This is a genomic window from Alloalcanivorax venustensis ISO4 (assembly GCF_015356855.1).
Taxonomy (GTDB): Bacteria; Pseudomonadota; Gammaproteobacteria; order Pseudomonadales; family Alcanivoracaceae; genus Alloalcanivorax; species Alloalcanivorax venustensis.
The window spans coordinates 74,450-87,579 of sequence record NZ_ARXR01000012.1 but is presented as its reverse complement, the minus strand read 5'-3'; the positions used below and the strand labels follow the sequence as shown (position 1 = coordinate 87,579).

The following is a 13,130-nucleotide window of genomic DNA, read 5'->3' as shown; positions in this document are numbered from 1 at the left end:
GGGGCGGCGCCTGATGCTGCGCCGCCCGGAAATGGCGGTGGCCGCCACCGATATCCGCCGTGCTCTGCGGCACGATGGCGCCGATTATCACCTGACACCGGCGGTGCTGGCCCATATCCGACGCCTGGGCCTGTATAATGCCGACACCGTTCACCCAACCCGTCACGCACACAACGAGGCCCCATGAGTTCTCAACCCCCTTTGCTGGATTTGGTAATCGACGCTCTGGAAGAAATGAAAGCCAAGAACATTACCAGCCTGGATGTGCGCGCCGTCACCAGCGTCGCCGACGACATGGTAATCGCCAGCGGCACCTCCAGCCGCCACGTCAAAGCCCTGGCGGATTCGGTGATGGAAAAGGCCAAGAAGTCCGGCTATAAGCCCCTGGGCACCGAGGGCGAGCGCGGCGCGGAGTGGATCCTGGTGGATCTGGGCGACGTGGTGGTGCATCTGATGCTGCCGGCGACCCGGGAGTTTTATGATCTGGAGCGCCTCTGGCAGAATCCGGCGCACCATCCGGACCGGTCGCCGCAAAGCGACTGACCCTTTGCCATTCACTTGCGCGGCGGGTGTGTTGTTTGCGTATTCATCTTCTGGCTGTCGGCGGCAAAATGCCCTCCTGGGTGGTTCAGGGCTTCGGCGAGTATCAAAAAAGGATGCCGCCGGACATGCGCCTGGAACTCGAGGAGATTCCGCTGCCTAAGAGAAGCAAGGGGGACACCGCCGCCCTGGTGCGCGCCGAAGGCGAAGCACTGGAGAAGCGGCTGACGAAATACCCCGGCGCCCATCAGGTGGCGCTCGAAGTGGGCGGCCGCGCGCTCTCCACCGAGCAGCTCAGCGAGCGCCTTGGTACCCTGAGGGATCTGGGCCAGGATCTGGTGGTGCTGGTGGGCGGGCCGGACGGTCTCTGCCCACGGGTGTCCGACGCCGCCCATGAGCGCTGGTCTCTGTCACCGCTGACCCTGCCGCATCCGCTGGTGCGGGTTCTGCTCGCCGAGCAGTTGTATCGCGGCTGGACGCTGCTCGCCGGCCATCCGTATCATCGCTGAACCACCGACTATCAGGGCCCAATGCGCCGACCTCTGACCCTAAAAGACCACCACCACGAGCAGCGGATTTTCAGCTTTCGGCTGCTGGTGAGCGCCATTCTGGTCACCCTGCTGACCGTGGGGCTGGTGGGGCGCATGGCCTGGCTGCAGATTTTCCAGCACAGCCGCTATACCACGCTCAGCGATGAAAACCGGGTGCAGACCCAGGCGGTGCCGCCGCCGCGCGGCCTGATCACCGACCGCAACGGCGAGATTCTGGCCGCCAACCGGCCGGACTTCACCGTGGAGGTGATCGTCGAGCAGATTCCCGACCTGCAGCGCACCCTGCGCGAGATCCACCAGCTGGTGCCGCTGGAAAGCGACGACATCGAACGCTTCAACAAGCGTCTGCAGGGGCCGCGCCGGCCCTGGGACCCGATCCCGCTGCGCGGGCGCCTCAGCGAGGACGAAATCGCCCGCATCACCGTGAACCAGCACCGGCTGCCGGGCGTGCGCGTGGCCGCCAACCCGGTGCGCCACTACCCCCACGGCAAGCTGTTTTCCCACGTGCTGGGCTACGTGAACCGGCTCAACGCGGAAGACCTGGACGGCATGACCCTCACCGAGCAGGGCGATTACGCCGGCACCCACTACTACGGGCGCAGCGGTGTGGAGCGCTACTACGAGAACCGCCTGCACGGCCAGGTGGGTTACCGTCAGGTGGAAACCAACGCCCGCGGCCGGATACTGCGCGTGCTGGAGCAGAAGCCGCCGGTGCCCGGTGAAAACCTGCGCCTGACCCTGGATATGGACGTGCAGCGGGCCGCCGACGAAGCCCTCGGCGACCGGCGCGGCGCGGTGGTGGCCATCGACCCCCGCGACGGCAGCGTGCTGGCGTTCGTCAGCCGCCCGGTGTTCGACCCCAACCTGTTCGTCAACGGCATCTCCCACCAGGACTACGCCCGCTACCGGGAAGACCTGGACAACCCGCTGTTCAACCGGGCGCTGCAGGGCCGCTACCCGCCCGGCTCCACGGTGAAGCCGTTTATCGGGCTGGCGGGCCTGGACGCCGGGGTCACCGACTGGCAGCGCACCATCTTCGACCCCGGCTACTACCAGCTGGAGGACAACCCGCACCGTTACCGGGACTGGAAGCGCTGGGGCCACGGCCATGTGGATATGAACAAGGCGGTGGTGCAATCCTGCGACACCTACTTCTATGACCTGGGCTTCAAGCTGGGCATTTCCCGCATGCACGATTTCCTCAGCGACTTTTCGCTGGGCCAGCCCACCGGCATCGACCTGTTCAACGAGTCCTCCGGGCTGCTGCCGTCCAAGGAGTGGAAGCGCGCAGCGCGCGGCGCCACCTGGTACCACGGCGATACCATCAACGCCAGCATCGGCCAGGGCTTCATGCTCGCCACGCCGTTGCAGCTGGCCACCGCCACCGCGATTCTCGCCCATCACGGCAAGCAGGTGACCCCCACCCTGGCCGCCGACGCCCTGCGCGTGCCGCCGCGGCCGGACGTCACGCTGCGCCATTCGGAAAACTGGCAGCGCATGGAGGACACCATGGCCGAGGTGGTCCATGGCGAGCGCGGCACCGCCAAGGTCATGGCCGAAGGGGCGCCCTACCGGATGGGCGCCAAGACCGGCACCTCCCAGGTGTTCTCGGTGGGCCAGGAAGAGACCTACAACGAGGACGAACTGGCCGAGCGGCTGCTCGACCACGCCCTGATCATCGCCTTCGCGCCGGTGGAAGAGCCCGCCATCGCGGTGGCGGTGCTGGTGGAAAACGGCCGCCACGGCGGCTCCACCGCCGGCCCGGTGGCGCGCCAGGTAATGGACGCCTGGCTGCTCGACGACAACGGCGAGCTGGCGGTGCCGCCGCCACTGAACCGCACCCCGCAAACGCAAACCGCCGGCACGACCCCGGGAGGCACCCCATGAGCGTACGGGAATACCAACGGCAGATGCCCCTGGGCGGCGGTCTCGGCACCAAGCTGTCGGCGCGCCTGCACCTGGACGCGCCGTTGCTGACGGCACTGTTGCTTCTGGTGCTGGGCGGGCTCGCCGTGCTCTACAGCGCCGGCGGCGGCGACCTGAACCTGGTGGTGCGCCAGTCGATCCGGTTGGGCGCGGGCTTTCTGGTGCTGCTGGTGCTGGCGCAGATCCCGCCGCGCAGTTACCGCTTCTGGACCCCGGTGATCTACGCCATCGGCGTAATCCTGCTGGCCCTGGTGGTGCTGGTCGGCACCGAGGCCAAGGGCGCCACCCGCTGGCTGACGTTGCCGGGCATCGGCCGTTTCCAGCCCGCCGAGCTGATGAAACTGGCGGTGCCGGCGATGGTGGCGTGGTTCTTCAGCGAACGGAACCTGCCGCCCAACAAGCTGGACGTGCTGGCGGCGCTGGGGCTGATTTTCCTGCCGGTAGTGATGATCGCGGTGCAGCCGGACCTGGGCACCTCGATCCTGATTGCCGCCGCCGGCCTGGTGGTGCTGTTCATGGCCGGCCTGTCCTGGCGGCTGATCAGCCTGGCGGTGCTGGTGCTGGTGATCGCCGCGCCGCTGATGTATTTCTTCGTCCTGCACGACTACCAGCGCAGCCGGGTGGACACCTTTCTCAACCCGGAGGCGGACCCGCGCGGCGCCGGCTGGAACATTATCCAGTCGAAGACCGCCATCGGCTCCGGCGGCGTCACCGGCAAGGGCTGGCTGGACGGCACCCAGTCGCGGCTGGATTTTCTGCCCGAATCGTCCACTGACTTCATTCTCGCCGTGCTCGGCGAGGAGTTCGGCCTGATCGGCTTCGTGCTGCTGATCTCGATCTATCTGGTGATCGTCGGGCGCGGCTTTTTTATCAGCTGGCAGGCCCAGGAGACCTTCTCGCGGCTGCTGGCGGCGGCGCTGACAATGACGTTTTTTATTTATATTTTTGTGAACGTCGGCATGGTGTCCGGACTCTTACCGGTGGTGGGCGTACCCTTACCCTTGGTGAGCTATGGTGGCACCTCGATCGTAACCCTGATGGCCAGCTTCGGCATGCTGATGTCGATTCACACCCATCGCCGTCTGATGACGTATTAAAGGAGAGAGTTGGTGAAAAAAGGATTGTCGGTTGTACTGCGGGCGACCCTGGCGGGCGTCCTGCTCAACGGTGCCGCCCTGGCCGAGACCACCAAAACCAGCAATTACGCGGAACATCCGGAAGCCGGCGCGGTGATCGAGGCGCTCGGCGAACGGGGTTTCGATACCGACCGGGTGCGCCGCCTGCTGGCCGACGCCAAACGCCAGGACAGCATTCTGGAAGCCATCGCCCGGCCGGCAGAGAAATCCCTCACATGGGCCGAGTACAGCCGCATCTTTCTGACCGATACCCGGGTGGAACAGGGGGTCCAGTTCGCCCGCGAACACGCCGACACCCTGGCCCGCGCCGAGCAGAAATACGATGTGCCCCGCGAGATCATTCTCGCCATTATCGGTGTGGAAACCAGCTACGGCCGCAACAAAGGCCGCTACCGGGTGCTCGACGCCCTGGCCACGCTGGGCTTCGACTATCCACCGCGGGCGTCGTTTTTCCGCAAGCAGTTGGTGGCGCTGTTCGAAATGGAGCGCGACGCGCACATCGACGCCAGCACCATCACCGGCTCCTACGCCGGCGCCATGGGCTTCCCGCAGTTTATTCCCACCAGCTACCAGGCCTACGCCGTGGATTTCGACGGCGATGACGTGATCGACCTGGTCAACAGCCCGGCGGACGCCATCGGCAGCGTGGCCAGCTACTTCGCCGCGCACAAGTGGCAGCCCGGCCTGCCGGTGGCCGCCCGCGCCCGCGTTGACGGCGACGATTACGACGCGCTGGTGAAAAAGGGTTACAAGCCGGGCTTTACGCTGGCGCAGGCCCGGAAGAACGGCGTAGTGGCAGTATCCTGCGAGGGTGATAGCCTGAGCAGCGACTACTGTTTCGACCTGCCGGCCGACACCTCCGTGGCGATGCTCGACCTGATCGGCGACGATGGCCACGAGTTCTGGCTGGTAAGCGACAACTTTTATGTCATTACCCGTTATAACCACAGCGAACTGTACGCCATGGCGGTATTGCAACTGTCCCACCGTATCGCCGATGCCCTGGAGGCCCGATCTCTGTGATTAGAGCGCTTTTTATCGTCACCACGGCTCTCGCCCTGGGCGCCTGCGCCACCGCGCCGGCGCCCACCGAGCCCCCCGCCCAGACGCCGAAGCCGGCCGACGGCGCGCCCGGCTCCGACCGCTACGAGCACAAGGTGGATTCCGGACCCGAGCAGCGCCCGGACGTGGAAAGCCAGCCCGAGCCGGTGCCGAAAGAGGAGCCGCTGAGCGCCTACGGCAACCCCAAGACTTACAGCGTCTGGGGCAAGACCTACCAGGTAATGGAATCCGCCGCCGGCTATGAAGAAGAGGGCCTGGCCTCCTGGTACGGGCGCAAGTTCCACGGCTACCGCACCTCCAGCGGTGAGCCGTTCGATATGTACCGCTTCACCGCCGCCCACCGGACCCTGCCGCTGCCCACCTACGCCCGGGTCACCAACCTGGACAACGGCAAAAGCCTGGTGGTGCGCGTCAACGACCGTGGCCCGTTCCATTCCGAGCGCATTATCGACTTGTCCTGGGCGGCGGCGGCGCGGCTCGGCATCGAGGGCAAGGGCACCGGCCGCGTGCGCGTGGAGGCCCTGACCGTGCGCGAGAAGGTCAAGCCCAGCCGCGAAGGCACGGTGCCCACCGCCGTGCGCGCCGCCGTGGACAGCCCGCCGCCGGACACGGCCAAGGCCGCCGAGGGCGACGAACTGTACCTGCAGGCGGGCGCCTTCCAGGCCCTGGACAGCGCCCGCAACCTGGAGCGTGCCCTGCGCGACGAACTGAAACTGCCGGTGTCCGTGCGGCAGCCGGAAAGCAGTGCCCTGTACAAAGTATGGCTGGGCCCGTTTGCCAGCAACGAGGCCCGCGACCGGGCCCGCCAGGCGATACGCCAGGCGGGCTTTACCCCACCCATCCCCGTGAACTGATCCGCCCGTAAGGCTGAAATGATGACTCAATACCTTTCCCCGCAAACCCTGCTGTTCCGGGTGTTCATCTGTCTCTCCCTGCTCACCCTGGCGCCGCTGAGCGCCGCCAACGGCCTGATACCCCGCGCCCCCGACGTGGACGCGCGCGGCTATCTGTTGATGGACGCCAAAAGCGGCCAGGTGATCGTCGAGCACAACGCCGAGCAGGAGCTGCCGCCGGCCAGTCTCACCAAAATGATGACCGCCTATCTGGTGGAAAAGGAGATCGCCGCCGGCAATATCACCGAACAGGAGATGGTGCCGATCAGCGTCAAGGCGTGGCGCATGGGCGGCTCGCGCATGTTCATTCAGGAAGGCACCCGGGTATCGGTGCAGGATTTGCTGAAAGGCGTGGTGATCCAATCCGGCAATGACGCCAGCGTCGCCCTGGCCGAGTACGTGGCCGGCTCCGAGGAAGCCTTCGCCGACCTGATGAACAACCAGGCCCGCGAACTGGGCATGGACGACACCCACTTCATGAACGCCACCGGCTGGCCGGCGGAGAACCACTACACCACCGCCCACGACCTGGCGATTCTGGCGCGGGCGATCATCCGTGACTTCCCGGAACACTATGATCTCTACGCCCAGAAGGAATTCACCTACAACGGCATCACCCAGCACAACCGCAACCTGCTGCTGTGGCGGGACGACAGCGTCGACGGCCTGAAAACCGGCCACACCGAGGAAGCCGGCTACTGCCTGGTGTCCTCCGCCAAGCAGGACGGCATGCGCCTGATCGCGGTGGTGATGGGCACCGATTCCGAGGCGGCGCGGGCGCGCGAATCCCAGAAGCTGCTGAGCTACGGCTTCCGCTTCTACGAGACCTATGAAGGCTACGGCGCCGGCGACGTGCTCGACACGCCGGCGGTATGGATGGGCGCCGCCAATCAGGTGCGTCTGGGTCTGGAAGAGGACCTGATTCTCACCGTGCCCAAGGACAGCCAGGACCAGCTGAAGGCGTCCATGTCGATCCGGCCGGAGCTGCGCGCGCCGATCCGCGAAGGCGAACAGTACGGCACCCTGACGGTCACGCTGGCCGACGAAACCGTGGCGCAGCGCCCGCTGGTGGCGCTGGAAAACGTGGAAGAAGCCGGCTTCTTTGCCAAGATCTGGGACCACGTCGTATTGTTCTTTAAAGGATTGTTCAGCTAGAGGCCGCTCATGGCGAACGGCAAGGTCTACCTTAACGGCGAATTCCTGGACCCGGAGCGGGCCCGTATTTCGCCCATGGACCGGGGCTTTCTGTTCGCCGACGGCGTCTACGAGGTGATCCCCGCCTTCAACGGCGTGCTGTTCCGCCTCGACGCTCACCTGCAGCGCCTGGAACGGTCGCTGGCGGAGGTGTCCATCGCCAACCCCCACGACCGGGCCGGATGGCGGCGGCTCTGCGAGGAGATGGTGGCCGCCAATGGCGGCGGCAATCTGTCCGTGTATCTGCAGATCACCCGGGGCGTGGCCGACAAGCGCGACCACGCCTTTCCGGATCCGCCGGTGGCGCCCACCGTGTTTCTTACCAGCGCGCCGATCCCGGTGCCCGCCGCCGACAGCCTGCACCAGACCCGGGGCGCGGCGGCCATCACCCTGGCGGACACCCGCTGGGCGCGCTGCGACATCAAGTCGATTTCGCTGCTGCCCAATATCCTGCTGCGCCAGCAGGCGGTGGCGTCCGGCGCCGTGGAAGCGGTGCTGCTGCGCGAGGGCCTGGTCACCGAAGGCGCCGCCAGCAACGTGTTCACGGTGCATAACGGCGAGGTGAGCACGCCGCCGCACAGCGCCCGCATTCTGGGCGGCATCACCCGCGACCTGGTGGTGGAGCTGTGCCGCGAGCACGGCATCCCGGTGGTGGAGCGGGAGATTCCCGAAGCGCGGCTCCACGACGCCGACGAAATCTGGGTGAGCAGCTCCACCAAGGATGTGGTGCCGATCACCCGCCTGAACGACCGCCCGGTGGGCGACGGCCGGCCCGGTGCCACTTGGAAAACGCTGTCGCGCCACTATATTCAGTTCAAGCGCCGCCTTTGCGGCCTGGACTGAGACACTGAACGAAAGAGAGACCGACCATGGCGATCCGCGAAGACCTGTGGGACTTTCCCCACGACATGCAGCTCAAGGTCATGGGCGCCGCCGATGCGCCCCTGGAAGACGCGGTGGCGGACATCCTGGAGCAGCATGTGGCGGATTTCGACCGCCACGCCCACCTGAGCAGCCGCCCCAGCACCAAGGGCAACTTCGTGTCGATCACCGCCAGCGTGACGCTGCGCCACCGCGAACAGGTGGAAAGCATCTACCGGGATCTGGATGCCTGCCCGCACGTCAAAATCACCCTCTGAGCCGGCGCCCGCCATGCCCACCACGCCGGTCACCGTGCGTCATTTCCCCAGAGTGGACTACCCGTCCTGCTGGCAGGCAATGAAGGATTTTACCGAGCAGCGCGACGCGCACACCGGCGACGAACTCTGGGTGCTGGAGCACCCGCCGGTTTATACCCTGGGCCAGGCCGGCAAACCGGAGCACATCCTCGACCCCGGCGACATCCCGGTGGTGCACAGTGACCGGGGCGGCCAGGTGACCTACCACGGCCCCGGGCAGACGGTGGTCTACCTGCTGCTGGACGTGCGCCGGCTGGGCCTGGGCGCCCGCGCCGTGGTCACCGCCATTGAGGACAGCGTGGTGGAATACCTGCGCGACCAGGGTCTGGACGCGGAGAACCGGCCCGGCGCCCCCGGCGTCTATGTGGCCGGCGCCAAGATCGCCTCGCTGGGGCTGCGCATCCGCCAGCGCGGCAGCTACCACGGCCTGTCGCTCAACCGCGAGCCGGACCCGGCGCCCTGGCGACGCATCAACCCCTGCGGCTACGCCGGGCAGCCGGTCACCAGCCTGGCCGCCGAAGGCGTGACGGTGTCCCGCCAGGCGCTGGAGCAGGATCTGGTTACCATTCTGTCGCGCCGGCTGGGGCTCACCCCCCGGACAGCCCCGCCGCCGGACTGGTACACTCTATTGCAGAGCCCACAAGGCAGATAACTTCGAGAGACGTTCCCATGAGCGAAGCCCAGGCCGACCGCCCGGTGAAAGCGAAGGTTAAAGTCGGCGACAAACTACGCGGCGCCGACAAGGTCCGCACCATTCCGCTGGTCAATGAAGTCCGCCCGGCCCGCGAGCGCAAACCGGACTGGATCCGCGTGCGGGTACCCGCCAACGGCGAGATCCAGCGCATCAAATCGATGCTGCGCAAGCAGAAGCTGCACACCGTGTGCGAGGAAGCGGCCTGCCCCAACCTGCCGGAATGCTTCGGCGGCGGCACCGCCACCTTCATGATCATGGGCGACATATGCACGCGCCGCTGCTCGTTCTGCGACGTGGGCTTCGGCCGCCCCAACGGGCTGGACCCGGATGAGCCCAAGCATCTGGCGGAATCGGTGGCCGACCTGGGGCTCAAGTACGTGGTGATCACCTCGGTGGACCGGGATGACCTGCCCGACGGCGGCGCCGCCCACTTCGCCGAGTGCATCCGCGAAGTGCGCGCCCTGAGCCCGGACACCAAGGTGGAAATCCTGACCCCGGATTTCCGGCCCTGCCTGGACGACGCCCTGGATATTCTCGACGCCACCCCGCCGGACGTGTTCAACCACAACATCGAAACGGTGCCGCACCTGTACAAAAAAGCCCGGCCCGGCGCCCGCTACCAGCATTCCCTGGACCTGCTGCAGCGCTTCGGCGAGCGGCGTCCGGACGTGCCCACCAAGTCCGGCATCATGGTGGGCCTGGGCGAGACCAACGATCAGGTGCTGGAAACGCTGCGCGACCTGCGCGACCACGGCGTCGACATGATCACCATCGGCCAGTACCTGCAGCCCAGCAAATTCCACGCGCCGGTGGAGCGCTATGTGCACCCGGACGACTTCAAGATGTTCGCCGTGGAAGGCCGCAAGATGGGCTTCACCTCGGTGGCCTCCGGCCCCATGGTGCGCAGCTCCTACCACGCCGACCTGCAGCACAAGGGCATCGACGTCGGCGATCCGGAGAACCTGGCCCGCGAGCTCTAACCAACTTGTAGGAGCGGGCCTCGCCCGCGAAAGGGTGGCGTCCAGCCACCCGGCAGGATCCCAGAGAGGCTGAGGGAGCTGCCGTTAGACAGGTCTCTGGGATCCTGCCGGGAGCTTTGCTCCCTTTCGCGGGCAGGGCCCGCTCGCACAAGGCGGGTCAACCCAGCGTCACGAACGGCACCACTGTGATTAGCAGCACCGCGATGGCGGCGATCAGAAACGCCACCGCCCGCAGCGGCCGGGCGCGCAGGTTGCGCCAGACGGTGGTGGGTTCGCCGCGCCGGTGCGCCTGTTCGAAGGCGGCGCGCTGCTGCTCGAGACGGCGCCGCTGATAGTCCGCCAGCAACGGCCGGGCCCGCTCCCAATCCTGATCGTCGTTCAGCCAGATGCCGCCGGCGGAGACGCCCCAGACGCTGGGTTCGGTCTGGTAATGGGGGATGCCGTGCTGATCCAGCAGCGCGCAGATTTCATCGCGCTCGTCGTCGGGTACCCGGCGCAGGTTAAGCAACAATTTCGACATCCAGGTTTCCTCTTTGGGCAGGTGGGCGAACGGCGCCGCCACTATAGCAAACCCCGGCGGCGAACCCCGCCCCGTGGCGCTCTGGAAGAATTTACAATTACCCCACCATCGCCCTCCTGACCGCCCCCGGCTTTTCCTTTACGCTAGTGTTCACTAACCCGTTGGACCCTAAACAGGGAGAGTTCCGGACTTATGCGGCTTGCCGTTCGTGTTCTGTCGATTGTTGTCGCCGCCACCCTCCTGACCGCCCCCGCCGGCGCCGAAGACTGGCCGGACCGGATCATGGAGCGCATGGAAGCGCTGCAACTGCCGGATGAAGCCCTGGCCCTCGCCGCCGTGCCCCTGGACGGCCCGGGCGAGGCGCGCTTCGTCAACGCGGACCGGGTGATGAACCCGGGCTCCACCATGAAGCTGCTGACCACCTACGCGGCGCTGGAGCTGCTCGGCCCCAGCTTCAAATGGCACACCCGCGTTTACACCAACGGGGAATTGAACGGCGACGTGCTCGAGGGCGACCTGTTTCTGGTCGGCGCCGGTGACCCCAAGCTCACCGAGGAGCGCCTCTGGCAGCTGCTGCGCGACCTGCGCGCCTACGGCATCCGTCAGGTCCAGGGCGACCTGGTGCTGGACGATTCCTACTTCCGGCTGCCCCACGGCCAGCCGCATTTCGACGACGACGGCGACAACCCCCACGCCCCTTTCCTGGTGGAGCCCCACGCGCTGCTCACCAACCTGAACGTGTTCCACTTTCAGTTCGCCGCCCGCAAGGACGGCGTCAGCGCCTGGGTGGACCCGGTCGCCGACGCCATCACCCTGGACAATCAGATCACCCTGACCAGCGGCGGCCGCTGCCCCTCCGGCCGCCGTCTCAAGGTGGAACCCAGCTACCAGGACAACGGCCGTATCACCGTCACGGTCTCCGGCTCGCTGCCGCCGGGCTGCCGGGCCGGCAACTATCTGTCGCTGATGAGCCAGGAAACCTACACCGCCGCCATTATTCGCGGCCTGTGGAAACAGCTGGGCGGCACCATCACCGGCGCCACCCGTTTCGACCGCCTGCCGGCGGGCGTCGACCTGCTCGCCACCACCTCATCGCCGGACCTGGTCACCATGGTCCGCGACATCAACAAGTGGAGCAGCAACGTGATGGCGCGCCAGCTCTACCTGACCATCGGCGCCGAACACCGGCTGGCGGAAGACCGCGACGACCTGGCCGCCGCCGAGCGCACCATCAAGGACTGGATGGCGCTGAAAGGCATGGATCCACGCGCGGTGGTGCTGGCCAACGGCGCCGGCCTGTCCCGCGACGCGCGTATGAGCCCCATGGAACAGATCAAGATGCTGCAGCAGGCCTGGCGCAGCCCGTTCGCCGCCGAGCTGATCGCCTCGCTGCCACTGGTGGCCATGGACGGCACCATGCACAACCGGCTGCGTGACACCGGCCTGCGCGGCGAAGGCCACATCAAAACCGGCTCACTGACCAATGTGCGCGCGGTGGCCGGCTTCACCCGCGACAGCAACAACACCACCTGGGCGGTGTCCGCCATCGTTAACACACCGTCGGCCTGGAAAAGCCAGGCGGTGCTCGACGACGTGCTGGAAGCGGTGCACCGGCTGCCCGGCGCGCAGGCCGCCGCGGTGACCCGGAACGAAGCCGCCCCGACCGGTGCCGGTGGCTGACGGCCGGGGCGCCCCACCTTGACGGTAAAGCAGGCCGCCCGATGCTATGCTCTGCGCTGCATTCATCACCCTTACCGTATCGGGGAAGCTCAATGATCATCGTCCACCATCTGGAAAAATCCCGCTCGCAACGCATCGTCTGGCTGCTCGAGGAACTCGGCGTTCCCTACGAGATCGAGCACTACAAACGCGACCCCAACACCATGCTGGCCCCCGAGTCGCTGCGCCGGGTGCATCCGCTGGGCAAGTCGCCGGTGATCACCGACGGCGACACCGTGGTGGCGGAATCCGGCGCCATTATCGAGTACCTGGTGGAAAAGCACGGCGGCGGACGCCTCAAGCCCGCCGTGGACGACCCCAACTGGCTGAACTACCAATACTGGCTGCACTACGCGGAAGGCTCGCTAATGCCGCTGATGGTCATGAAGCTGATCTTCAGCCGGGTGCCCAAGGCGCCGATGCCGTTCTTCGCCAAGCCGATCGCTAAGAAGATCAGCGGCGGCATGGTGGGCGGCTTCGTGCAGCCGCGCATTGAAGAGCAGCTGCGCCTGGTGGAAAGCCACCTCGCCAGCCACACCTGGTTCGCCGGCGAGGCACTGACCGCCGCCGACGTGCAGATGAGTTTCCCGCTGCAGGCCGCCGGCGCCCGCGCCAACCTGGACGCCCTGCCGCACATCCGCGACTTTATCCAGCGCGTGGAAGCCCGCCCGGCCTATCAACGCGGCATCGAACGCACCGGCCCGCTGGAACTGCTCGGCTGAACCCTTTCCCCCTCC

At 66.6% G+C, this 13,130-nt stretch carries 14 protein-coding genes and 1 pseudogene; 14 read left to right on the top strand and 1 reads right to left on the bottom strand.

The genetic code is table 11. The features are described 5' to 3' along the window. The 12 genes and pseudogenes from ISO4_RS09235 to lipA all read left to right on the top strand — a co-directional run. Positions 1-187: pseudogene (locus ISO4_RS09235) on the top strand (nicotinate-nicotinamide nucleotide adenylyltransferase); the annotation flags it as partial. Further along, positions 184-543 (top strand): ribosome silencing factor, encoded by a 360-nt coding sequence (rsfS, locus tag ISO4_RS09230; protein WP_067606306.1) that lies wholly within the window; start codon positions 184-186, stop codon positions 541-543. The pseudogene ISO4_RS09235 and the gene rsfS, both read left to right, overlap by 4 nt. 35 nt (positions 544-578) lie before the next feature. Further along, positions 579-1,049, top strand: coding sequence for a 23S rRNA (pseudouridine(1915)-N(3))-methyltransferase RlmH (gene rlmH / locus ISO4_RS09225; protein WP_194856004.1), 471 nt, complete (start codon positions 579-581; stop codon positions 1,047-1,049). Positions 1,050-1,070: 21 nt separating this feature from the next. Then, positions 1,071-2,978 (top strand): penicillin-binding protein 2, encoded by a 1,908-nt coding sequence (gene mrdA / locus ISO4_RS09220; RefSeq protein WP_194856003.1) that lies wholly within the window; start codon positions 1,071-1,073, stop codon positions 2,976-2,978. Then, a complete protein-coding gene (gene rodA, locus ISO4_RS09215; protein ID WP_142949572.1) occupies positions 2,975-4,114 on the top strand; it encodes a rod shape-determining protein RodA in 1,140 nt (379 codons plus the stop codon). The genes mrdA and rodA overlap by 4 nt, the downstream gene beginning before the upstream one ends. Positions 4,115-4,126: 12 nt before the next feature. After that, positions 4,127-5,176 carry a lytic murein transglycosylase B gene (gene mltB / locus ISO4_RS09210; RefSeq protein WP_255442586.1) on the top strand — a complete coding sequence of 350 codons (1,050 nt, stop codon included), beginning with the start codon at positions 4,127-4,129 and terminating at the stop codon, positions 5,174-5,176. Beyond that, positions 5,173-6,069, top strand: a complete 897-nt coding sequence (locus tag ISO4_RS09205; protein WP_323745362.1) for a septal ring lytic transglycosylase RlpA family protein — start codon at positions 5,173-5,175, stop codon at positions 6,067-6,069. Before mltB ends, ISO4_RS09205 begins: the two co-directional genes overlap by 4 nt. A gap of 21 nt (positions 6,070-6,090) precedes the next feature. After that, a complete protein-coding gene (locus ISO4_RS09200) occupies positions 6,091-7,263 on the top strand; it encodes a D-alanyl-D-alanine carboxypeptidase family protein (RefSeq protein WP_194856002.1) in 1,173 nt (390 codons plus the stop codon). A 9-nt stretch (positions 7,264-7,272) separates the two neighbouring features. Beyond that, the gene (locus ISO4_RS09195; RefSeq protein ID WP_194856001.1) at positions 7,273-8,145 is read left to right on the top strand and encodes a D-amino acid aminotransferase; all 873 of its coding nucleotides are present in this window, start codon (positions 7,273-7,275) and stop codon (positions 8,143-8,145) included. Positions 8,146-8,171: 26 nt separating this feature from the next. Next, the gene (locus ISO4_RS09190; protein ID WP_142949575.1) at positions 8,172-8,441 is read left to right on the top strand and encodes a YbeD family protein; all 270 of its coding nucleotides are present in this window, start codon (positions 8,172-8,174) and stop codon (positions 8,439-8,441) included. A gap of 13 nt (positions 8,442-8,454) precedes the next feature. Next, positions 8,455-9,132, top strand: a complete 678-nt coding sequence (lipB, locus tag ISO4_RS09185; RefSeq protein WP_194856000.1) for a lipoyl(octanoyl) transferase LipB — start codon at positions 8,455-8,457, stop codon at positions 9,130-9,132. 17 nt (positions 9,133-9,149) lie between these two features. Then, entirely contained in the window at positions 9,150-10,154 is a 1,005-nt protein-coding gene (gene lipA, locus ISO4_RS09180; protein ID WP_194855999.1) for a lipoyl synthase, read from the top strand. Positions 10,155-10,311: 157 nt separating this feature from the next. On the opposite strand, the gene ISO4_RS09175 is transcribed toward lipA, so the two are convergent. Beyond that, positions 10,312-10,674 (bottom strand): DUF6164 family protein, encoded by a 363-nt coding sequence (locus ISO4_RS09175; protein ID WP_194855998.1) that lies wholly within the window; start codon positions 10,672-10,674, stop codon positions 10,312-10,314. A gap of 192 nt (positions 10,675-10,866) precedes the next feature. On the opposite strand from ISO4_RS09175, the gene dacB reads away from it, so the two are divergent. Beyond that, on the top strand, positions 10,867-12,354 hold the full coding sequence (gene dacB / locus ISO4_RS09170; protein WP_194855997.1) for a D-alanyl-D-alanine carboxypeptidase/D-alanyl-D-alanine endopeptidase: 1,488 nt from the start codon (positions 10,867-10,869) through the stop codon (positions 12,352-12,354). A 92-nt stretch (positions 12,355-12,446) separates the two neighbouring features. Continuing rightward, positions 12,447-13,115 (top strand): glutathione S-transferase family protein, encoded by a 669-nt coding sequence (locus ISO4_RS09165; protein ID WP_194855996.1) that lies wholly within the window; start codon positions 12,447-12,449, stop codon positions 13,113-13,115. Positions 13,116-13,130: the final 15 nt, after the last annotated feature.